Source organism: Salinivibrio sp. PR919, assembly GCF_001995355.1.
Classification (GTDB): Bacteria; Pseudomonadota; Gammaproteobacteria; order Enterobacterales; family Vibrionaceae; genus Salinivibrio; species Salinivibrio proteolyticus.
In genome coordinates this window covers 1-19825 of the sequence record NZ_MUFL01000066.1, presented here as the reverse complement: position 1 = coordinate 19825, position 19825 = coordinate 1, and the positions used below count along the sequence as shown (strand labels likewise).

Annotated in this window: 28 protein-coding genes; 5 read left to right on the top strand and 23 right to left on the bottom strand. The window is 51.1% G+C overall.

Translation table 11 applies throughout. The features are described 5' to 3' along the window. The 16 genes from BZG83_RS12280 to BZG83_RS16760 all read right to left on the bottom strand — a co-directional run. The coding region (locus BZG83_RS12280) for a hypothetical protein (protein WP_131825085.1) at nucleotides 1-1026 on the bottom strand (1026 nt) is incomplete at its 3' end. After that, on the bottom strand, nucleotides 1023-1766 hold the full coding sequence (locus BZG83_RS12275; RefSeq protein ID WP_077480923.1) for a hypothetical protein: 744 nt from the start codon (nucleotides 1764-1766) through the stop codon (nucleotides 1023-1025). The genes BZG83_RS12275 and BZG83_RS12280, both read right to left, overlap by 4 nt. Beyond that, nucleotides 1766-2215 (bottom strand): hypothetical protein, encoded by a 450-nt coding sequence (locus BZG83_RS12270; RefSeq protein WP_077480921.1) that lies wholly within the window; start codon nucleotides 2213-2215, stop codon nucleotides 1766-1768. The genes BZG83_RS12275 and BZG83_RS12270 overlap by 1 nt, the downstream gene beginning before the upstream one ends. 2 nt (nucleotides 2216-2217) lie before the next feature. Beyond that, the gene (locus BZG83_RS12265; protein ID WP_077480919.1) at nucleotides 2218-2640 is read right to left on the bottom strand and encodes a hypothetical protein; all 423 of its coding nucleotides are present in this window, start codon (nucleotides 2638-2640) and stop codon (nucleotides 2218-2220) included. Next, nucleotides 2625-2828 carry a hypothetical protein gene (locus BZG83_RS12260; RefSeq protein ID WP_077480917.1) on the bottom strand — a complete coding sequence of 68 codons (204 nt, stop codon included), beginning with the start codon at nucleotides 2826-2828 and terminating at the stop codon, nucleotides 2625-2627. Before BZG83_RS12260 ends, BZG83_RS12265 begins: the two co-directional genes overlap by 16 nt. Nucleotides 2829-2837: 9 nt before the next feature. Then, nucleotides 2838-2981 carry a hypothetical protein gene (locus BZG83_RS16765; protein ID WP_158074962.1) on the bottom strand — a complete coding sequence of 48 codons (144 nt, stop codon included), beginning with the start codon at nucleotides 2979-2981 and terminating at the stop codon, nucleotides 2838-2840. 5 nt (nucleotides 2982-2986) lie between these two features. Next, on the bottom strand, nucleotides 2987-3316 hold the full coding sequence (locus BZG83_RS12255; RefSeq protein ID WP_077480915.1) for a hypothetical protein: 330 nt from the start codon (nucleotides 3314-3316) through the stop codon (nucleotides 2987-2989). A 9-nt stretch (nucleotides 3317-3325) separates the two neighbouring features. Further along, on the bottom strand, nucleotides 3326-4144 hold the full coding sequence (locus BZG83_RS12250) for a major capsid protein P2 (protein WP_077480913.1): 819 nt from the start codon (nucleotides 4142-4144) through the stop codon (nucleotides 3326-3328). Nucleotides 4145-4401: 257 nt separating this feature from the next. Further along, complete coding sequence (locus BZG83_RS12245) at nucleotides 4402-5058, bottom strand: ATPase (RefSeq protein ID WP_077480911.1); 657 nt, start codon at nucleotides 5056-5058, stop codon at nucleotides 4402-4404. Then, a complete protein-coding gene (locus BZG83_RS12240) occupies nucleotides 5058-5537 on the bottom strand; it encodes a hypothetical protein (RefSeq protein WP_077480909.1) in 480 nt (159 codons plus the stop codon). The genes BZG83_RS12245 and BZG83_RS12240 overlap by 1 nt, the downstream gene beginning before the upstream one ends. 18 nt (nucleotides 5538-5555) lie before the next feature. Next, on the bottom strand, nucleotides 5556-5990 hold the full coding sequence (locus tag BZG83_RS12235) for a hypothetical protein (RefSeq protein ID WP_077480907.1): 435 nt from the start codon (nucleotides 5988-5990) through the stop codon (nucleotides 5556-5558). Continuing rightward, nucleotides 5987-6169, bottom strand: a complete 183-nt coding sequence (locus tag BZG83_RS12230; protein ID WP_077480905.1) for a hypothetical protein — start codon at nucleotides 6167-6169, stop codon at nucleotides 5987-5989. The genes BZG83_RS12235 and BZG83_RS12230 overlap by 4 nt, the downstream gene beginning before the upstream one ends. A gap of 2 nt (nucleotides 6170-6171) precedes the next feature. Then, nucleotides 6172-7845: a rolling circle replication-associated protein gene (locus BZG83_RS12225; RefSeq protein WP_077480903.1), complete on the bottom strand. Its 1674-nt coding sequence runs from the start codon at nucleotides 7843-7845 to the stop codon at nucleotides 6172-6174. Next, nucleotides 7839-8201 (bottom strand): hypothetical protein, encoded by a 363-nt coding sequence (locus tag BZG83_RS12220; protein WP_077480901.1) that lies wholly within the window; start codon nucleotides 8199-8201, stop codon nucleotides 7839-7841. The genes BZG83_RS12225 and BZG83_RS12220 overlap by 7 nt, the downstream gene beginning before the upstream one ends. Further along, nucleotides 8198-8551 carry a hypothetical protein gene (locus BZG83_RS12215; RefSeq protein WP_077480899.1) on the bottom strand — a complete coding sequence of 118 codons (354 nt, stop codon included), beginning with the start codon at nucleotides 8549-8551 and terminating at the stop codon, nucleotides 8198-8200. The genes BZG83_RS12220 and BZG83_RS12215 overlap by 4 nt, the downstream gene beginning before the upstream one ends. Further along, on the bottom strand, nucleotides 8548-8721 hold the full coding sequence (locus BZG83_RS16760; RefSeq protein ID WP_158074961.1) for a hypothetical protein: 174 nt from the start codon (nucleotides 8719-8721) through the stop codon (nucleotides 8548-8550). Before BZG83_RS16760 ends, BZG83_RS12215 begins: the two co-directional genes overlap by 4 nt. A 147-nt stretch (nucleotides 8722-8868) precedes the next feature. Between BZG83_RS16760 and BZG83_RS12210 the strand changes: the two genes are divergently transcribed. Further along, the gene (locus BZG83_RS12210; RefSeq protein ID WP_131825084.1) at nucleotides 8869-9138 is read left to right on the top strand and encodes a transcriptional regulator; all 270 of its coding nucleotides are present in this window, start codon (nucleotides 8869-8871) and stop codon (nucleotides 9136-9138) included. Between the two features lie 289 nt (nucleotides 9139-9427). Further along, on the top strand, nucleotides 9428-10462 hold the full coding sequence (locus BZG83_RS12205) for a Gfo/Idh/MocA family oxidoreductase (RefSeq protein ID WP_077480895.1): 1035 nt from the start codon (nucleotides 9428-9430) through the stop codon (nucleotides 10460-10462). Nucleotides 10463-10682: 220 nt separating this feature from the next. Here the strand turns inward: BZG83_RS12205 and chrA are convergent, their stop codons facing one another. After that, nucleotides 10683-11831, bottom strand: a complete 1149-nt coding sequence (gene chrA / locus BZG83_RS12200) for a chromate efflux transporter (protein WP_077480893.1) — start codon at nucleotides 11829-11831, stop codon at nucleotides 10683-10685. A gap of 467 nt (nucleotides 11832-12298) precedes the next feature. On the opposite strand from chrA, the gene BZG83_RS12195 reads away from it, so the two are divergent. Next, nucleotides 12299-13228, top strand: coding sequence for a LysR family transcriptional regulator (locus BZG83_RS12195; protein ID WP_077480891.1), 930 nt, complete (start codon nucleotides 12299-12301; stop codon nucleotides 13226-13228). An 8-nt stretch (nucleotides 13229-13236) separates the two neighbouring features. Here the strand turns inward: BZG83_RS12195 and BZG83_RS12190 are convergent, their stop codons facing one another. Then, nucleotides 13237-14382 (bottom strand): lysophospholipid acyltransferase family protein, encoded by a 1146-nt coding sequence (locus BZG83_RS12190; RefSeq protein WP_077480889.1) that lies wholly within the window; start codon nucleotides 14380-14382, stop codon nucleotides 13237-13239. Between the two features lie 195 nt (nucleotides 14383-14577). Between BZG83_RS12190 and BZG83_RS12185 the strand changes: the two genes are divergently transcribed. Continuing rightward, nucleotides 14578-15246, top strand: a complete 669-nt coding sequence (locus BZG83_RS12185) for a hypothetical protein (protein ID WP_077480887.1) — start codon at nucleotides 14578-14580, stop codon at nucleotides 15244-15246. Here the strand turns inward: BZG83_RS12185 and BZG83_RS12180 are convergent. Then, nucleotides 15243-15767 (bottom strand): nicotinate-nicotinamide nucleotide adenylyltransferase, encoded by a 525-nt coding sequence (locus tag BZG83_RS12180; RefSeq protein ID WP_077480885.1) that lies wholly within the window; start codon nucleotides 15765-15767, stop codon nucleotides 15243-15245. The two genes, BZG83_RS12185 and BZG83_RS12180, sit on opposite strands and share 4 nt — an antisense overlap. Before the next feature lie 206 nt (nucleotides 15768-15973). Between BZG83_RS12180 and nadE the strand changes: the two genes are divergently transcribed. Next, nucleotides 15974-16813 carry an ammonia-dependent NAD(+) synthetase gene (gene nadE / locus BZG83_RS12175; protein ID WP_077480883.1) on the top strand — a complete coding sequence of 280 codons (840 nt, stop codon included), beginning with the start codon at nucleotides 15974-15976 and terminating at the stop codon, nucleotides 16811-16813. Here the strand turns inward: nadE and BZG83_RS12170 are convergent. The 4 genes from BZG83_RS12170 to BZG83_RS12155 form a co-directional block, all read right to left on the bottom strand. Continuing rightward, complete coding sequence (locus tag BZG83_RS12170; RefSeq protein ID WP_077480881.1) at nucleotides 16795-17349, bottom strand: HD domain-containing protein; 555 nt, start codon at nucleotides 17347-17349, stop codon at nucleotides 16795-16797. The genes nadE and BZG83_RS12170 overlap by 19 nt on opposite strands. Before the next feature lie 88 nt (nucleotides 17350-17437). Next, complete coding sequence (locus BZG83_RS12165; RefSeq protein WP_077480879.1) at nucleotides 17438-17596, bottom strand: YoaH family protein; 159 nt, start codon at nucleotides 17594-17596, stop codon at nucleotides 17438-17440. Between the two features lie 80 nt (nucleotides 17597-17676). After that, nucleotides 17677-18810: a conjugal transfer protein TraF gene (locus BZG83_RS12160; protein ID WP_077480877.1), complete on the bottom strand. Its 1134-nt coding sequence runs from the start codon at nucleotides 18808-18810 to the stop codon at nucleotides 17677-17679. A 118-nt stretch (nucleotides 18811-18928) separates the two neighbouring features. Continuing rightward, nucleotides 18929-19819: a DUF2861 family protein gene (locus BZG83_RS12155; RefSeq protein WP_077480875.1), complete on the bottom strand. Its 891-nt coding sequence runs from the start codon at nucleotides 19817-19819 to the stop codon at nucleotides 18929-18931. Nucleotides 19820-19825: the final 6 nt, after the last annotated feature.

Sequence of the window (19825 nt, the reverse complement as noted above, 5' to 3'; positions counted from 1 at the left end):
GTATTTACCGTCTTTGAATTTAAACGATGGCATATTAAAGGTGACTTGCGATGTGAAATCATAGGTTATCGGCAAATCACACGCTTGATATTCCCACCCCATGTTTTCGGCTGCTTCATCACCGCCGAAATAGCCGTTTATGATGCGCGCTTTAACTTGCTGCTTGGTGTAGTTGTATTCAACTGGCACCGCTGTTAAATGAGGTAGAACGCTAATAAAATCAATCGGCCTGTCGATAATATTTAGCCCGCTAAAGTCGGGTATATAACGGCCGTCACTATCGACGGTGAATTTCGTTTTTACAAAATCAGCGCGAACTGGTGATACTTGTAAACTATAATCTTCGCTCCAAAAATCGACGGTTACCATAAATAGACCAGTGCCTTTTATGGGCGCGCCTAGTTTCGCTTCATATTCTTTGAACTCGTCCTTATGGGTATCAATATTTATCCATTCTGAGTTTTGGTTTCCAGCTCCGGCGAGATACATCATTCCACCGCCGCTCGTGACGTTTTCGTAGGCACCAGTCAAACATACGCGCATTTTTCCCTTACCGTTGGCTTTTACTTTTATGCGGAATCCGTAGGTTTCATCTTCAGCAAATTTTTCACTTAAATAGCTAGGCGCTTGGACGGCCTGATGCCATTGCATCCAACCGTTCGTAAACATGTATCCCCGTTTCGCCCACCCCATTTCACGATCAATCGAGCTAGTAAACATGGTCCAACTTTCCGCAAACTCCCAGCGGTCTTGAAACCAACTGTCTTTGGCCTCTTGGAACAACCAACCGCCCCTACCGTAAAAATCGTGGCGTTRCGTCTCGTATTCGTCGTAGAACTTATCCCAATCGAATTTTGATGCTTTTGGCTTGTTGACGCTTTTGGGGATCCGATTTAAAAACGTGGCATTGCGTAGCAAGTTCATTGCGGGTTGTCGCTTTGCATACGCGAGTTCACGCGCCAGCCATTCGATTTTATTTCGGTTTGAACCCTCGGGTAGTTCGGCTGGTAGTTCTTTTTCGTTCATGCGCATAGCTCCATGATGTTAATTGTTTTCTCTGAATCTCCGACAAAGACAAGTCCGCCAGTGATGGTGGTTTCGAATGCCTGGGTAATCGGTAGGCCGTTTTTTCCCGCCTCGGCATCGTCGGCGCTTGGGTATGCGGTGATCTCTGATTCTGGCGTGATAGTCATCGACAAGCGCGCCGGATTGGCGTCCAGTTCTGCGCGTCCGCTCTCGTCGAGCGTGAGCGTTTGCGTTTGCCAATGGCTCGGCTGTACGGGTCGCACGTTTAGCGGATTTTTGGCATACACGGCCACGGATTGACCGTTTTCCAATTTCACGCGCGGCAGTTCGCTCACTTTGACCGCTGGCAATGATTCAATATCTACTGACGGCAGGCTTTTCACTGCCACATCTGGCAAGCGTTTCACGGCCACATCTGGCAGGCTTTCGACTTCAACTGGCGGCATGGCCTCCACGGCGACGGGCGGCATTTCGCGCACCTTGACGCCCATATTTTCTGGCGATGGTTTGAACGCTCCAAAACCATAACGCACGCGCACCCAGCCTGCCTCGCCAAGATTTTGCACCGTTACTGTTCCGGTTAGGTTCACGCCGCTGATTTGGTCGCGCTCATATAGCGTTTGTACGCCGTCTGTCGTCTTTACGAGCAAACCGCCCTCTGGCGCTTCCATGATGTATAGGAACGTGCCGGAAATCGGAAAATCAAACTTTTCGCGAGACTCTACAAATTTTTCAAACATTATTTTGCACCTCGCACGGCAAAGAATGTGACCGCCGACATACCAACCACCGACAACGCCACAATCCACAAATAGGTTTTTTGCTCTGACTCGTTGCCACCGCTTTCTTGATCGCGTTTTTTCTCTGCCAGCTCTTTGAGCGCATCAATATTTTTGGCGTTTTGTGCTGCCTGATTGCCCGCTAAGCCGCTTAACATCTGCATCGCTTCGCTGCTTTGAATCGCTTGTGTCTGCATTGCATCGCTTGATACATCACGCACCGCGTCGAGTGATTCCTCGGCAAATTCAAACGAGCGATCAACCGTGCCGTGGTCGGTAACGGTGGCGTTGATTGTCGAGTTGTTGACGCCGGAAATGGCGACGCCAAGGTTATCGCCTTGAATGGCGTTCTGACCGCTCACATTGGTGTTAACGTTTTTTGTACTGCTGCTACTCTTTGAACCGCCCATGTTTAAAGCTCCAATTTATGCAAAGTGAGTTGMGGTAAGCCCTCCCCCTGCTCGACTTGTGACACCGTCACACCATCAAACACGGCTTGCAGCCGCCGCACGCCGCGCTTTGCCGTCTCCCAAACAATCGCATCAAATCCGGCTTTCTTTGCTTGCGCGATTAATGCGCTAATGCCACGGCGTAGGCCGCGACCGCCTACGGCTAGCAAGTGATAATCGGTGCCAACGGTCTCCCCGACGATATAAAGCGCGGTGTTTTCGTCGTGCGCGAGATACAGGCCAGCCTCACCGCTTGCGATCATTTTGCACACATCGGCAAAGTGTTTTTCGCCGTTTTCAAGATGCGAGTAGGCGCGCCGCAACTTGACGGCGGCGGCGCTGGCCTCGGGTGTGTTTGGTGTGATGAATGTCAAGCGTGTTTCCATGCGTACCATCCGCCCAAAACAATCAATGCAATCAGGAACCACGACGGAAACAGCACGCTGCCAAAACGGATATTTCCGGCGTTCTGCGTGTTGCTGCTCTGGCYGTAAGCGCTCGACGGCCCCGCGCCCCAGTCCAAGCTATTTCCTTTCGCGCCCTTGGCAAGCGCTCCGATCGCTGCTGGATTCATCCCGCCCCCTTATTTGTTTTGATACAAGTAGTAAAGCGCGGCAAGCAGCAGGAAAAGCCAGAGCTTTTTAGACAGTTCAGAGCCGAACCACAGCCCCAAACCGCCCGCCGTGGCGGCTACGGCCGCGTAACCTAACGGGATCGCAAATGGCATGGCGCTTACTCCTTTAGCAATAAAACGAGGATGACGAGCACGAGCAGGCCAAAGCCGCCGCCAATCACGTACGGATTCGACAGGCTAAAGCCTTGCTGCAACGGCTGGCCGTCGCGTGTCTGCGCTGGAATTGGCGTGCGGTTGTCTTCTGGATTCGCGGATTGGCTGGCTTTTTTCTGCTGCTCAAACCAGCTTCCTGCCGCTTCTTTCGTGATACCGACGGCATCTTCATAGATGCCGCCAATAAGCTCGCCAGTCGATTCGAGCATGCCATCAAACCAGCCTTGGCTTGTATTGCTCACATCTGCGTCGTTTTTGTTTTTAAAACTGGCCATGTCGCCCCCTTACGCGCTTTTGGGTAATGGCTTCACTTGCTTGATGCCTTCCACCAACACGTTGATCGGGCCGATGTTTTCGAGGTCTAACTCAAAACCCAGTTGGCGCTGGGCGGCGGTGTTGAGCTTGCCCTCTGAGCCGAAACCGTGGCGCACAAAATCAAGCGAGAAATAACCGCTGTTTTGCTCAAGTCCGACAACACGCAAATCAAAAGCGTTGTCTTCACGTGTCACGTTCATTTCTTCAACGTCGTCACGCACGACACGAACGCGCGCGATGTCGTCGGTCTGAAAGTGCATGCGCTTTATTGAGTTGTATGGACTGCGCTCGGGATAATCGAACATCTGACGGCCACGCTTTGAGCCGTTCCACGTAAAGGTTTTTAGCTCGGGCAGAAAATAGCGCTCTGCCTGTGCGACAGTGGTGTGGGCGCGCGCTTCAATCACTGGCGGCGTTGCGTTGCCGTCTTTGTTTTTTAGCTGGATGTACAGCATCCATAGCTCACCCGCGAGCGTGACTAGCTCGCCGTGGCGCATGCCTTGCTTCGTTTTCATGCCAAGATCGCAAAACGGGATGATATAGCGGCCTTTCTCGACGTAGTTGCCGCGATGCTCTTGGATATCGACCAAGTCTTGCCCTGTCACATCAACAATGGGCGAGCCGTTAAGCGTTAGGCGCACATAGTCGATATCGGCGGGGTCTTCGATATTCGTCACAAGCTCGATTTGTTGATACGTTGGGCCCGTCACTAGGCGCAAGTGCGCTTGACGTCCCCAGTAAACGCCCTCTACCGGATCCAGTTCTTTTGGTCGTGGGTTGTAAAACATGCCTTGCGCTCCTTAACCGATCGCGTCTTCAACTGCATCAACGTTATTTGATGCCCAAACGACAACCGCAGCGACAACCGCTGCAATCGCGATAGTGGTCATGGTGGTTTTTTTCATGGTTTCGCCCTTTGTGTTTAAAAAAAAGCAGTGATTAACGAGCCACTATTGCAACACTCCGCGCCGCCATACTTTCAACCCAAAAAAAGGGCGGGAGCCTATAGCCCTCGCCCTTTCAAATTTGTGATTTTTGTCACGTTTTAAAAGCGGATTTTTCCGCGCGTCCAGTCCTTGCCGTCTTGCTCGATGTATTCAAGCTGCGCCAATGTGGCGATTTCTTCGGCCGGAATACCGGTTTTTTGCTGGATGTAGCGCGCCGAGTCCTCGGTTTTTTGCATCATCACGGCACAGCGTCGGCAGTTGTCCAAAATGGTTTTTGATACTTCTTGGCCGCGTTGGAACAAATTGATCGTGTGAATGTTAAATTTACGCCCGACGCGCAATAGCTGGCCGTGGTAGCCGCTGGCCTTGCCTGCGGTCTCGGAATGCTCCGCGACTTCTTCGAGTAGCGCCTTTAACGGTTGATTGTTGCCATCGCCCAACGCCCAAACGACCTGACAGAACTTGTCAAAATCGGCGGGCTTGGTGGCACGCTTTGGATGCCATGCGATACGAAAGCCTGATTGTTTCTCGCGCGCCGCCTTGGCCGCTTGGTACACATCGGCCAGCTTATCAAACGTGCGCACGCTCAAGCCTGCGAGCTTGCCCTCATAATCCCCAAACGGGTCAAAAATCATCACATGGTCGTTTTTTTCGAGCGTGTGCTTTTTCGCGTAGCTGGTTTTCCCGCTCTCCGACATGCCAGCAATCCAGATATGGCCGTTTCGTAGTGCGTTGTTCGCGTTGATGGGTTGCATTAGGCCGCGTCCTCCTTGTTTTTATCTTCGTCATCGTTGGCCGCGTCCTCGGCCTGCATGGCGCCCAGTGCGGCGCGATCTTCGGCCTGTAGGCGTTTTACTTGGCCGACAGATTCAATGGTCAGGCCGCCAACGGCTTTAACCGCCATGATTTCGGCCTCGTATTCGGCCAGCCATGCCGGAAGCATTGCGCCGTACTTAATCAGCGCGGGGGCACAATCACGCGCGACTTGTTCGCGACGTTCGTCGCTGATCTCAAAGCGCGGATGGACAAAGGCTTTGATTGCTTGCTCAATCCCCATCAATGCGAACATCGCCGACATGGGGGCCATTTCGGCGGCGGCCTGCTCGGCCTCGGCTTCGTCTTGCTCGGCCTGCTCGGTTTCGGCCTTGATTTCGGGGTCGTTGGCGGCGTCATAGGCCGCCAGTTCTGCTAATAGCGCGTCTTGCTGCGCGCTTTCTTGCTCTGTGTTTTCCATACCTAGCCCTATTCTTTTTTATGTTTGTGGTGTTTCTTTGAGTTTGGCCGCCAAGGCCAATAGGCCAACAAGACCACCCACGATAGCAGCGACAAGGGCGAATGGTGCCGCCCCTCGCTTGCCCTCGGATTCGCCCTCAGCCGCCATGATTTCGGCATCGTTGGCGGCCTCCACCGCCATGATTTCCGCCCCTGTTCCGCCCTCGCTTTCGGTCTCTTGGCCGAGTGCTGGCGCGGCCTCGCTGGCCTCCAAGGCTTCGAGACTGTCAAAGTGATCGGCAAAAAAGGCTTGGGGTGCGTCGCCGTTGCGCTGGTCTACGCCGCACTTGTCACAAATGCTGTAAAGTGTTCCGGCTCGCGTTCCGGCCGCGCGGTGAATCGTCATCACGTCACCACAGCCGCAGCGTTTAACGCCTATGGCCTCGTTTTTGGTTTTGCGTTTGGGTAGTGTCACTGGCGCGCCTCCAATTCGTCTAACCGTTCTTTGATGTGTTTTAGTTCATCAACCATGCTGCGCATCCACACGATTAACAGTCGCAGCGGTGCCGCGACTTTTGCGCCAATCATCGGCGCGGTGCTTAGCGTTTTGGTTTCTTTTTCTAGCTCATTGATTAACTGACGTTGGTTATCCATAACTACTCTCGTTTCTCGTTTGTTTTTAGTTGTTCGACACTCTCAGCAAAGCGCCGCGCGGCGTCTTTGCTGCCTAGCTCTTGTGCCGCTTGCTGGCGTATTGGCTGCCAATCAAGCGCGCAATAGTGCGCGCCGCTATCCGTGTCTAATCGCGTTTCGGCCATGCTCCAGCCTTTGGCTCCGGCGGCATAGACTAAAAAGCTATTAAGATTTAACTCAGCATGCGCGCCGTCGAAATGTACAAGCGGATGATCGCGCGACACTGTCACGCCGCGCGCCTTGATTTCCGCGTTTATGGCGTCGATTTGGCTATCCGCTTGTTTCAGCCGCGTTTTTAGCTTTGCCAATCGTGTATCGATTTGTGCTTGAGTAAGTTTTTTCGACTTTTTCACGATGGAATAAGCCCGGGCACTGGCGGCCACCTGCTTTTTGAGCTTGCCGCGTGCTTTCAGTCGTGGCGCTTTCCACGCTTCCAACTGATCGCGCAATCCGGCGATAATCGCGCCCATGCGCTCCGCTTCAAAGCTGGCGACCACTTCAAACGCTGGCGCACGGCTGGCGCGCGCAATGTTATAGCGATTACCACGAATTAAGCCTTGCTCCGCGTTCTGCCCCTTGGCGGCATAGCCCACGGCTTTGATGATGTAGGTTCCGGCGGCCATTGGCTGACGGATGCGCTCTAACTTGGCGAATCCATGCCCCCAGATACCCTCCAAACGCTCAGCCCAGTTAGAGAAAAACGGCTTTTCGACGTCCCACCTCATTAAAAGGTGTACGTGCGGGTTGGGCTCGCCGTCCTCGTTCGCCGGACATTCGGCCACCCACATGTAGTGAAAATCCGCATCGCCTGCACCGTCTACCTTGGTCGGTTGGCTATCAATCGGACAGTAAAGGCGGCCGCTTTCCGCGTCGCGTGCGGTCTGATAGGTTGACGTCCAGCCGCGTTGATACATTTTTTTTGCACCGTCGAGAAAGCGCGACACTTCGCGCCCGATGGTGGTTTCTGGCTCCGCATCATCGGCGCAAAAAAGACGCTGACGCGTTTGTTCGTCAAAGGTGAGCGTTAAAAACGTGGTAAAGCCACCGTGACACGTCGCGACATACGCCGCCGCTTCAAAAATTTTTCTTACCGCGTTAGCGGTCAGGTTTTCAGTAAAGCGTGCGCCTGTTTGCGCGTCGGGGGCGTCCGTTGGCCGTGGTTGCACATGGATTCCGGCGCGCCATTTGCCCGACCATTCTTGATGTGACACCACAAAGCGGCGGTTTTTCTCCGGTGCGCGGGTGCTGCCGTCGCTCCACATTTCCGCGTGAACCGGATCCACAATGTTTTTGCCCGTTTCGCGGTCAATCGATTTTTTGAGCATCCGCGATTTGTGCAAAATCGCTTTTTTCTTGGCGTTCGTCCTTGTCGGACTTTCGCACCCTTTGACAAGCCTATGCTCTCCGGCGCTTTGCGCCGCCGCTTCGCGGGCGGTTTCGCGCTCGCTTTCACTGAGTGCAAAATTTTGGCGGTGGCAATACTGGTGACGTTGTAACTCTTGGCGCTGGGATACAAAAAAAGCCGCTGGCGTTTCGCCTTCGGCTAGTTGCGGGTTGAGTATGTTATTTCGCATTTTGGCGGGGTCACTTTTGACGATCCCCGCCGTGGCGAATAGGACGGCGTTTTTGTCTAGCATGATTTTCTTGCTGCTGCCCTTTCAACCAAAGAAAAATCCCCTTTTTCATCAAAAACCCTATTCATCAGATTGGCTTCGACGTGCTCCACCTCTCTGTAAAACTCTACCCCTTTCGCCGCCGATATTAAAATCTCTGCATTCAACACCTTAAAACCTGATTCAAGCATCTCAGCAATTAAATTTCGGCCATCATTTACCAATTGCTCAACACTTCTACTCTCCACGCGCGCGGCCATCGCCTCTCTTGCTACCTCAATCGCGTAATCACAAGCATCATCGCGGCTTAATTGACAATCAACGATACAGCACACAATTTCCTCTATATCGTCTTTTGTAAGCTCAAAGTGCATAGTCATAGCTCGCTATCCTCCACGACCAGAACGCCCACCGCGCGAAACGCTTGCAGCATCTCGAACATCAAGACGCTTTCTACCATCACGCCGATCGGCTCGATGCTTTCTGGCGTGAAAACGGCCATCAGTGCTGGCTCGCGGCCTTTGTCACAATAAAACACCTGATACGGCGCGATAAAAATCACGCCGCCGACAAACTCAGCGACAAAGCGCGCTTGGCCGTCTTGCTCATAAATTTGGTATTCGTTGCCGGACGCGGCGCAACGCCATGTAAAGTGGCTTTGCGGCTCACAAGGAGCCGCGCCGCCGGACGTTTCCGCGTGAGCGAAACTGTGTGAAGTGGTTGCACTCATAACGCCCCCAACACGCGCGCACGCTTGGCTTGTGCGGCACGTTTGGCCGCGATTTGATAGGCGCGTGAGTAGCGGCGGTCTGGACAACCACACTTGATATGCTTGGGTTTTGGTAAGTCGAGATCGCGACGGATTTTCTCAATCCATGCTATGCCGTTGGCTTGTTCCATGTTGTTGATCCTCCTGCTCGAGTTCACGAAAACGTCAAGAGGGATTAAATATCAATCGCCAATTACATATCAAGTGGCTATTCACTATGGATATGATCATTTTGTCAGCCTATTATTTAACAAAAGGCATCAATTGACGGTTGAGTAATGAGTGTAATTACTGAATTAATGGATAAAGCAAAAGCTAGGCACAATCTGCCCTCGGACTATGCTTTGTCGAAAAAACTAAACCTAAAGCATGCAACACTATCTCGCTGGCGTTTAAATAAAAGTATTCCGAGCTGGGAGGCTGTCTTTTTGCTGGTCGATTTGGCGGATGAAGACGATCAAAATGTCGTCTATCGCGTACTTGAAGAAAAAGAGGAAAATGCCCGACTAATCAAGACTTTAGTGGCAGGCGCGCGGCCTTCGCCGTGACTTACCAGACCATAGATAATGCGCACCAATGGTGTAAGGGCAAAGTTGTAATGTCACTTTATAGCAAAGTTAAAGTGTCTCCTTAAATCACTCTTTGACTTAGCAGTGCCCGGCCTAAGCAATTTAAAATGGCGACACATCCGCGTCTCTCTGATGCATTCAGTCAAAAAGCTATCGACCCGACCTTCTTGACTGCACTAGCATAATCGATGTTGTCGGGCGCGCCAATTGATCATCCTTGAGATTTTCTATAGGGTTTAGACAAACACCGTCCATTTTGGGTTTATTCATGATTAAAACCGCATTGGTTGGCTTCGGCTTTTCTGCCAACACATTCCATCTTCCTTTTCTTAATGCGATGCCGCAGTTTGATATTACGGCTGTTGTCTCCAGTAAGCCCGAGAACGTCACGCAACATTTACCCCAAGCGACATGCTACGTAGATATCAATACGCTGCTTGAGCATGAAAGTCCTGATTTGGTCGTCATTACCACACCCAATCATCTGCATTATGAGCACGCACGCCAATCACTCGAAGCCGGTTGCCATGTTCTGGTGGAAAAGCCATTTGTCACGCGCAGTGAAGACGGTCTTGCTCTGGCAAAATTGGCGGATGAAAAAGGCCTAATCCTCTGTCCTTACCATAATCGCCGTTGGGATGGCGACTTTCTGACTCTCCAATCACTGATAGAAAACAATGAGCTTGGTGATATTAAAGTCATGCATTCAAGCTTTAACCGCTATCGCCCAGAAGTAAGGCAACGTTGGCGAGAGCTGCCTGGCGAAGGCGCTGGTATTCTTTTCGATTTGGGTTCGCACCTGATTGACCAAACACTAACCCTGCTCGGAGACCCAGACGCTATTTCAGCTCAGTGTCGCGCTTTACGCCCAGGGAGCCAAACAACGGACTATTTTCAGCTCACGTTGCATTACCCAGATAGCGAAGTGATACTGAACTCTAGCCCATATCGGTCAGGCACCACAGAGCGCTTTACGGTACACGGCGAAAAGGCAACCTTCTCTTGCAACGGGTTAGATATTCAAGAAGATCAACTGCGTGCAGCCATGTCCATATTGGACAAAAACTTTGGTACTCAGTCGCATGAAGCAACGCTAGAGAAAGGTGACAGCGTCACTAAAATGACTTGCCCATTACATACTGGCCAATACCAGCAACTTTTTACTTTACTGGCAGAGTCGATCACACATCAACGCCCTTCCCCGGTGAGCGCCGAATCCGCGACTAAGGTAATTTACGCGATTGAACTTGCTCAACGTGCATCGGAAACCGGCAGTCGCCAGACATGGCAATATTCGCTATAAAGGATATCTCCACTACCAATCGCCCCAAGAGTTATAACCGCTTGGGGCACGATACTTTCTGCCCACCACATCTAAACACCGTATGGTGTGATACCTGTTGTCTTGGCAACTGAGATATCTTTGACCACCAGATAGTACGTTGAATTTTTGATTAACATATAAAGTTATAGTGCATTAAGGGAGTAAAATAAAGCCCGAACTCATATCGGGCTGGACGGCATCAAAAGAACCACTGGTAACCAATCATCATTAACAGCACCCAAAAAACTGATAATCGCCATTTAATGAGCGCCACTAACCCAACGGCTATCGGGATTAAATCAGTCCACTGGCTATACGCCGATACCCATACGGGTTGATAAAGCGCTGCCGCTAAGAGTCCGACAACACTGGCATTAATCATGATAATAGCCCCCGCCAATCTAGGCTGCGATTTAACGGCCTCCCACACGGGCAATACACCAAACATCAATAACGCACCGGGTAAAAAGATTGCGACTGTGGCGATAAGACTTCCCCATATTGGCGATAGCCCTTCAACCGTCGCACCAAGATAGCTGGCCATGGTAAACATCGGACCTGGCACTAATTGTGCGGCGGCGTAGCCTTCAATCAATGCAGAGTCTGTGACAACGTCACCCACAATGGGCTCTAACAACGGCAGCACCACATGGCCGCCGCCAAATACAAAACTTCCCGCTTGGTAGAACAGGTTGAAGACTTGTACCGGCAGGACACTATTGAAAAGCCAAGGAACCGTGAGTAAAAACCCAAACAGGCTGAGAATGATCCCGCTGCGCCGTTGCGCGTGCGCCATCGATATCGAAGCCGCCTGAACACTGGTTTGTTTAAAACCAATAGCACCGATCATGCCAGCGAGTAAGATGGGGAGTACTTGATAAACAACGCCAGACGGCGACACTAGTAGCCATACCGTAGTGACAATTGCAATCACCGCTGTAGTGAACGAATGGATGAATTTTCGCCCCATCGATATTGTCGCGTCAATCACCACAACCACAGCCAATAACTTAGCCGCACTAATCAGTGTGCTTATCCAACCCGCTGTATCATTGCTGCTGCTAAGCATCGCTGCTGCGGTTAATAAAGCGAAAGAAGGTAACGTAAACGCGACAAATGCCCCCAATGCTCCCAAATAGCCACCGCGCTGATAGCCGATATACATACCAAGCTGACTACTGCCTGGTCCCGGTAAAAACTGACTGATCGCCAAACCTGACGCAAATGCCTCTGCACTCAGCCACTGCTTCTCTTTCACAAAAACGCGCTCGAAATAGCCGATATGTGCCGCAGGGCCACCAAATGACATACAGCCTAAGATAAAAAACTGCTTGAGTAATTCGATCATGTCCACCTCCAGCCTGAATTCTATCCATGTTAGCCCATGAATATAAACAGATAACATCGATTCATTAAATGAATGAAATTAATAAATAGTTAGCAGCAGCATCCGCAAACAGGTCAGACGTAATTAAATTACAGCGTTTGTAGTAAGCACTTACAATTCACACGTATCATTGTTTCCACTGGAAAACTATAAGATCAAGTAATGGATAAATAGTCATTTTATTTCGTTAGAGATAACAGAAGGCGATAGGTGGACCCGTCATTGGTCATAGAATGATCGAAGCGATAAGCGAGCTTGGCAGTTGGTAAGTTGTCACGCTTGGATAGTATTTTATGAAATAAGTGCAATAGCCACTTTGGGTCTCTCAACTAATGACGTGACGGCGTCACTAAATGATGCCCTGCTCTCCCGAGCTGGGTTGAACTGTGGTACGCTTCTGGCTACCAACTTTCAGGGAAGCGTAAGCAATGCTTGATCACCTTCAACAAATTGTTGTTTTGGCTACCGTGGCTCAAGAACAACACTTCACTCGCGCAGCGGAACGGTTAGGGATTTCAAAGTCTCAAGTCAGTAAGCAAGTGCGTTATTTGGAAGACAGGTTGGGGGTGCAATTGGTACAGCGGAATACGCGCTCTGTGTCGCTAACGGAAATCGGCGCACAATACGCCGACTATGGTGCGCAACTTATGGCAACGCTAGACGAAGCGGAAGCCATGGTGGCAGGTTATCGTGACGAAGTGACGGGCAAGTTACGTATCGGTGTCGCACAGTCATTTGGTAACACGCTGATCACGCGCAGTTTTGCCACATTTCGGCAAAAGTACCCTGCGCTCGATCTCGATATTACACTCTTTGATCATCGCCCTAATCTGGTTGAAGAAGGCTATGATTGCTGGGTCGCGATCCATGAACAACCGCCAGAGGGAATGGTGGCTCGCAAGCTCGCGGATTGCCAATTTAAACTGGTTGCCTCGCCGGACTATTTAGCTCGGCAAGGAACACCAAGTCAATTGAGTGATTTGAGGCACCATGACTGTATCACCTATCAAAGTCGCGAGCGCAGCTATGATAAATGGCCATTCAATAAAGCAGGCAATGAGCAAGTAGTTCGCGTATCGGGCCGCTATAACATCAATAACGCCCCTGCCGTGCTTGAAGCTGTAAAAGCGGGGATGGGGGTTGCCTATTTAGCGACCTACCTCCTCGATGATGAACTTCAAAAAGGTGAGCTGGTTGAGATCTTACCAGATTGGCGTCCCTGCCTCGCGCTTCCGATTTATATCGTCTACCCTCGCCGCAAACATTTAGCCCCTAAAGTACGCGAGTTTATCGACTTTATGCTCGAAGAAGTAGGCGATCCGCCCGTGTGGGATCGCCTTCACGCTAGCAATAGGTGACCTTGTCACTATTGGTCTATCGATGTCGTCGCTTGATCACTGGCGGCACGTTGCGCATTAATCACCGGATTCGCATACATCTGACGAATATAATCGCGTGCTACCTCAGGTGCTTGTGCCAACTTTTGTTCAAACAGCTCGCGCTCTTCGGCGGTAACACTGTCATGCGCTTCCCCCGCCGCGATATAGTTAGCTGGATAAAGTCGATATAGACAGTGAATTTGCCGATCAATATCCGCCGCTAAAGTCTCTGGTGTTGATTGTGACACGGTCACAGGTGCACCGAAGGCGACATGAACTTGACGCTTCTGCCCCACAATGCCTTTTACAATCGTTTGAATATCTTCAAATTCACTCTTTTCGTAAGCGCCCAAACGGTTGACGGCATCTAGCTCAGTCGCTTTGTCTAAGTCGCAAGGATCATTTTGATATGAGATGGCCACCGGCACGATATTTAGCGCCTGCATGTACTCATCAAAGGATTGCTTGTTTTTGCGCCCTTCCATGTAGAACATCTTGAGGATGGCAGGATCGGTCATGTCTAATCCTGTTTTTGCACGCCCTTCACGCTGAGCAATCCAGATAGACTGGCCTTCATCTAATGAATGGCGTATGTACGCCGACAGCTGAGAGAGAGATTTCATCATTTCACGCGGCGCTCTGGCGGAGCGTTTGACGATAAAGCTCTTATTTAACTTCATCAGCTCGGTCGCACAGGGTTTACGCAATAGATTATCACCAATCGCGATACGCACTGTGTCTAAGCCTTGCTGATGCAAACACCAATTGACCAGCGCGGGATCCATCGCAATATCACGATGGTTAGAGACAAAGAGATACGCTTTATCCGGCGAAAGGTGCTCGACCCCCGAAACAGTGACGTTGTCACATGATGTTTTGATCATCTTGCGCATGTAACTCGCGACATGCAACTGCACGTCTTGTACGGTTTTAATGTTGCGCCACTTTTGGGTGAGGTAAAGTTTCAGTGCGGGCTTAAGTAACCACCCTAGCGGGCCCGAAGCATGAGGATAACGATAGGATAAGATCGCATTGATAAATTCATCGTCTTGGATCAAGCGATGAATCGCTGCAGGTACCTCATCATCATGATAAGGGCGGATGTCTTGGTAAGGATCGTTAACTGTTTGCACGTTCTTCCGTTTCATTTGATAAAAACCGCGCCATTCTACGCGGTCAAACAAGGATTCAAAGTTAATCCAGCGACATTTTATAGAGGTTGGAGGTCAGACCTATACTGTACTCATGAGTTCCCTCAATCATATTGGGGCTTGACCTCTTGTTTAAAAGTGCTCAACATTGCCGGCCTGTAAAAATGAGAGCCAGACATGAAGTACACCAGCGAATACACCGCCTATCACCAAGATTGCCTCGTGCTTACCCCGCGAAAGCGTCGCCATACCGCCACTTTCTTGTACGTAGAAATCGGTTTAGTTCTCGTACGCCTCGGTAAACAGGATATTCCCGTGTACGCTGGCCAAGGCTTTTGGCTCCCGTTTGATTGTCTATACGCACTGATGATCACGCCACACACCAGCCTGCATCAGCTAACGGTATCGCCTAGAGTGACGGTGTCACTTCCTCAGTCTGCGGGCCACGTGATACCCAGCACATTATTGCATGCCGGACTCACAGCACTTGATCCGTTATCCGGTGCGAACCAAAACACACCGGCAACGCGTCGCCTGCATGGGGTACTGCTCGATCAGCTGGTGACGCTATCACCCGCAATCGCAAACGACGCTAGCTATCAATGTGTAGCGGCCTGTGTTGATCAAGCGAATGCTGGGCGGCCTCTCGAAGGTGACAACGCGCATTTTACCTTCCAGGCCTGCACTCAGCTTACCTATTCAGCGTTGTGCGAGTATCTCACTGTCCGCCAGTTAAGGGCGCAGCTTAAATCCGGCAACAAACTGGAAGCTGCTGCAACCTCGCTTGGGCTATCTTACGATGTAGCCCTTGCGCTATCCGACGAATATCACGCTGTACTCGCTTAATCAGAGAACGAGAATGCTGTATGGCTGAGTTGCTCGGCAACACTTGGGGTCGTCAAGTCGTCGACTGACAGCCCTTTTGCCAGCCGATCGCGGATATACGTACTGCGTACATTGACGGATTCTGGCATTCCTAGCACGGACCAACGCGCCAGGATCTGCTCACTGTGCGCAAACTGGCCGAACTTTAATAAGTTATCTGGCCCGACGACAAAAGTCAGATCGGCGTGGCAATAGTGTGCCTGCAGCGCGGTCAGCAACATATAAGTTGTGACAGCGTCACCATTTTTACCCAGCTCTGCTTCAAGGCGACAGCACGAGGCCTGCGGCATGTTCAAATCGTGAATAAAGGCATCAACCCATTGGCAACGCTGTTCAAACGAGGCCATCGATTTTCCCCACGCATGCTTATAACTTGGTACCAGCAATACGCGATCAAAATGCGTCAACTGTTCGATAACAGAAGCATGCCCGCGTGTGGGCGGATTAAACGCACTGCCAAAAATGGCAATTTTTTCAGTCATATCATTCCTCTTTGCCACGAAGTTTACATGTATCTGCCTGATTGCGCGACCATCAGCGACGTGGATCGACGCTATTGGCCATCTCGTAACCAGTGATAACGGTTAATCGTGGCGTAGCTATACCCAAGCTTTGCGAGATCATGCACAATAACCCAATAAGAATCATCACGTCGGTCGCATGCAAGCGAAATCAAGAGGAACACAACATGGAACAACACATCCGCGAAGAAATGCGCGTTCAACCTTTTATCRATCCACAAGCAGAAATTACACGCCGCATTCACTTCATTAAGACCATGCTCACCCGCTCGGGAACGCGCAGCCTGGTGTTAGGTATTAGCGGGGGCGTTGATTCTTCAACTTGTGGTCGATTAGCCCAGCTAGCCGTTGAGCAATTGAACGAAGAGATCGGCCGTAATCACTATCAATTTATCGCCGTGCGGTTGCCCTATGGCGTGCAAAAAGATGAAGACGAAGCGCAATTGGCATTGTCGTTCATCAAGCCAAGCAAAACGGTCACGGTCAATGTCAAACCCGGTGTTGATGGCATGCACGGTGCGGTATTAGATGCCGTCGCGGCGGTGGATCGTTTACCCGATAACGAAGGAACCCTTGATTTCGTCAAAGGTAACGTCAAAGCACGCGCCCGCATGGTCGCTCAATACGAGATTGCTGGACTAACTCAAGGGTTGGTAATTGGGACCGATCATTCTGCGGAAAACATTACTGGTTTCTATACCAAGTACGGTGATGGTGCCTGCGACCTTGCTCCTCTATTTGGATTAAGCAAGCGACAAGTGCGCCAACTGGCTGCGGCACTGGGTGCGCCAGAGGTATTGGTCAATAAAGTCCCGACCGCGGATTTGGAGGAGTTATCACCACAAAAAGCCGATGAAGACGCGCTTCAGCTGACCTATGAGCAAATTGATAACTTCTTGGAAGGCAAGCCCGTCGATGAGGCGGTGAAAGAGAAGATCATTCAGGTCTATCAATCCACCCAGCACAAACGTCAACCCATTCCGACTGTCTACGATATCGAGGCGTGAAGTTGGTGATCGGGATGTCGGTCGGCTTGCTGGCCGGCATCAATCAGACCATCCAACTCCGCCCATAAATTATCACATAGACCAGGGCGATATACGGCCACCCGAAAGCCGCCATGCTCTCGTTGATATTGCTGAAAACGCGGTGGACTGTGTTCACTGCTTGCGATCACATTGGCAAGACGGTCACAGGTTTTGACAACCAAGGCGAGCCATGCGGCTTCATCGCTGGGATCCAGCGCGATCAAACGTTGGTTGAGTGCCCGTTTTCTCTCATGTCGGGTCGGTTTGCGCGGATCGGTCACCAGCATAACCGCTCGCGCTATCGTCGGCCCAAAGCGCTCGGCGATTTCTTCGACGCGAGTGGCGGTGTCTTCAAGAATATCATGCAACTGAGCGACAATACGCGCGTCTTCACCATATGGTGCAGCAATACGCTCTACATGATCGAGATGGCAGCGATAAGGCTGCGCACCATATCGTTGCAGCGCATGCCTGACTCGTGCCCACTCTCTTGCTTGTTCGACCGCGTGACTCATCCCCGACTCCCTTGACCTCTCTACTATTAAATAAATCAGGGATCCGGTGAATTGTAAATAAAAAAGCAGCATATTCTGCTGCTTTTTCTTACTCTTCAGACGCTGAGGCTGCTGCTGCTTGTGCTCTGATCTCTGCCGCGACTTTCATGATGGCTTCACCACTACTCATGCCCTCTGCCATCAAAGCGTGAATACGCTCTGCAGCCTGTTGCTGCTCATCATGCGTCAATGTAATACCGTCGAACATAAATACGCTCATCTATTAGAAAGGCAGGCTATTTTAGRGCCTGCCTTTTGCGTTGTCATCGACTTTTCGTCACCGCGAGCTTAGAAAGTAAATGCGAGTTGGGCTGAGCCCCCATAGCTGTTGCTATCAATGATACTCGCCGCGATATCCACGTTGACCACCCCAAAGGGTGACAAGCCTAGACCCAGTGTAAATGCGTCTTCAACGTTATCTTTCATATCCGCGCGATAACCAGTGCGTAATTGGGCATGGCCAAAGGCATCAAATTCAGCCCCGATCCGGAAAAACTGGGTATCATCGTCAATATTCAGCGTGCCTTTAAACCCTTTGCTCWTGTTTAAGTCGATATCGCCGGCAATGGTGACAAAGTCGGAGACAAACGCCGAGCCAAGCGTAAACTGTGGCCCTACCTCATAGGTAAAGCTGTGACCCGTTGTACTACTTGTCACTGTGTCCACATCGTTACTGATCAGGTTTTTACCGGCTAAGCCGACGCGATAAGGGCCAGTCTGCCACACCGCTCCGACATCAATGTTAAAGCCGTTATCTTCTTCACGGTAACGGCTATCATCCCAGTCATCGGTGTCATAAGAATCAACCGAGACGCCATAGTTATAGGTTGTAATGCGCTGCAATTTTKGGGAGACACCCACCGCGATACGTTGACCGGCAATTTCCACGTTTGATGCAAGCGCAACACCCAGCTCACCCACCCCCACGGCAACGATGGTCGCGGTCGAGCTGGGGTTAATCGACGGTGTGGTAATATCGCTATCTTTAATATCCGGTAAGATTGCACCTTCGATGATCCCTGAAGCATAGAGTGTCGCAGAGATAGAGCCAGTTGGGATCCCCACAGCTGCACCGACCCCCGCATCCAAGTGCGCCTGATCACCCTGCGCATTTCGCATTGCTTGCTGCGCAGCCGTTAGGTCGTTGTTATCGTAAGCATCAGAGATATCGTCTAAATCATCCATGAGCTTATCTGGGTCACGCACTTCTGCGCCAAGATAAGGAAAAACCACCCCAAACGCGCTGTCAGGGTCAAGTGCCGCCAAGGCAGGGTTGTGAAATCCTGCAGATAAGTAGTCGCCTGCCGCAACTGCAGCCCCACCCATCGCATTTGTTCGCGCATCGGTAGGATTGGTCGCTGCCACTGCAGACCCTGTACATGCTGCAAGCGCAAACACAAGCAGGTGTTTTTTATCGTGCATTAGGTTGCCTCGCTTTCCTCTTCGTTTATTTAAAGAGCGTAGCGGCTTGGCAACCAGCGCGATCAGGTAAGGTCAAAAGATGTGAACAATGTCAGGTTTAAGCCGTGTAACACCTTGGTCAGTCGGGCTTTATTGCGCGAAGCGCATCCGGATCCAAATCAGGTAAATCAATCGCCCGGCCAATTCGCTGCACTTCCTCAACAGACAAAGCTCCTTGCCAGCGCCTTTCAATCAGCGCCACACTAAACCAATACTGGCCGTTCGGTACATCCAGCACTGGCAACGTTGTGGGCAAGCGTTTGTGCTTTTCGACCGACCATATCGGCGCACCATCTGGCTGATTGTGGGGATAGAGATTGAGCGTCAAAAACGGGCGCTGACACGTAGAGTCTAAGCTGTCAGGCGGGGCTATCCGCCAACTTCGCGTGTCTTTCCAACTGATTTTTTGCAAAGGTTGAGGCTGAGTCATCAATAACCAGCTGGTCCATGTTTCTCCTTCTACTGACGTCACCTCAAGCTGATAGAGCCCTTCTTTCACTGKCTCAGAAAGACCATCTTGCTCTAGTAACCACTGGTGTTGGTTTTGACCGCTCAAACGCTGCGAAATAATGGTTTCATCAGGCCAATGTTTCAGCGAAAAACGGGCAATACCGGGCTGAGACTCCCCACGAACTTGCAAGCGATAATAGACACGGCTGGTCGTCTGCACCGTTTCACGGCGCAGGGATAAATTGCTCAGCCAATCTGGCATCGTCTGCTGACTCAAGCTCCGCCCGCAATCTTCGGTTATCGCCAACGCAAGCAGCTGCGCCAAGTGCTGCTGACGCGAAGCGGATAGATTTGGCTGCTGCCAGGCTTCAATCATGGCGTCCATACTGCCTGCTGTGTTCCCTTCCAGCAGGCGTTGATGGGCGCTGGTCAAGGCATCATTACCATCAAACCAGGCCGCTTGAGTACCACCTGCTATCAAGGCAGCAGCGAATAAACCGTGCGTGAGTCGTAAACGCATTATGCT

Coding starts and splice junctions, on each gene's coding strand:
- BZG83_RS12170 (WP_077480881.1), bottom strand. CDS start 17,349: ATGAGTCACGCGGTCGAACAAGCAAGAGAGTGGGCACGAGTCAGGCAT.
- BZG83_RS12230 (WP_077480905.1), bottom strand. CDS start 6,169: ATGGATAACCAACGTCAGTTAATCAATGAGCTAGAAAAAGAAACCAAA.
- BZG83_RS12195 (WP_077480891.1), top strand. CDS start 12,299: ATGCTTGATCACCTTCAACAAATTGTTGTTTTGGCTACCGTGGCTCAA.
- BZG83_RS12255 (WP_077480915.1), bottom strand. CDS start 3,316: ATGGCCAGTTTTAAAAACAAAAACGACGCAGATGTGAGCAATACAAGC.
- BZG83_RS12245 (WP_077480911.1), bottom strand. CDS start 5,058: ATGCAACCCATCAACGCGAACAACGCACTACGAAACGGCCATATCTGG.
- BZG83_RS12225 (WP_077480903.1), bottom strand. CDS start 7,845: ATGCTAGACAAAAACGCCGTCCTATTCGCCACGGCGGGGATCGTCAAA.
- BZG83_RS12210 (WP_131825084.1), top strand. CDS start 8,869: ATGAGTGTAATTACTGAATTAATGGATAAAGCAAAAGCTAGGCACAAT.
- BZG83_RS12250 (WP_077480913.1), bottom strand. CDS start 4,144: ATGTTTTACAACCCACGACCAAAAGAACTGGATCCGGTAGAGGGCGTT.
- chrA (WP_077480893.1), bottom strand. CDS start 11,831: ATGATCGAATTACTCAAGCAGTTTTTTATCTTAGGCTGTATGTCATTT.
- BZG83_RS16760 (WP_158074961.1), bottom strand. CDS start 8,721: ATGGAACAAGCCAACGGCATAGCATGGATTGAGAAAATCCGTCGCGAT.
- BZG83_RS12275 (WP_077480923.1), bottom strand. CDS start 1,766: ATGTTTGAAAAATTTGTAGAGTCTCGCGAAAAGTTTGATTTTCCGATT.
- BZG83_RS12220 (WP_077480901.1), bottom strand. CDS start 8,201: ATGACTATGCACTTTGAGCTTACAAAAGACGATATAGAGGAAATTGTG.
- BZG83_RS12180 (WP_077480885.1), bottom strand. CDS start 15,767: ATGACTGAAAAAATTGCCATTTTTGGCAGTGCGTTTAATCCGCCCACA.
- BZG83_RS12270 (WP_077480921.1), bottom strand. CDS start 2,215: ATGGGCGGTTCAAAGAGTAGCAGCAGTACAAAAAACGTTAACACCAAT.
- BZG83_RS12240 (WP_077480909.1), bottom strand. CDS start 5,537: ATGGAAAACACAGAGCAAGAAAGCGCGCAGCAAGACGCGCTATTAGCA.
- BZG83_RS16765 (WP_158074962.1), bottom strand. CDS start 2,981: ATGCCATTTGCGATCCCGTTAGGTTACGCGGCCGTAGCCGCCACGGCG.
- BZG83_RS12185 (WP_077480887.1), top strand. CDS start 14,578: ATGAAGTACACCAGCGAATACACCGCCTATCACCAAGATTGCCTCGTG.
- BZG83_RS12215 (WP_077480899.1), bottom strand. CDS start 8,551: ATGAGTGCAACCACTTCACACAGTTTCGCTCACGCGGAAACGTCCGGC.
- BZG83_RS12205 (WP_077480895.1), top strand. CDS start 9,428: ATGATTAAAACCGCATTGGTTGGCTTCGGCTTTTCTGCCAACACATTC.
- BZG83_RS12165 (WP_077480879.1), bottom strand. CDS start 17,596: ATGTTCGACGGTATTACATTGACGCATGATGAGCAGCAACAGGCTGCA.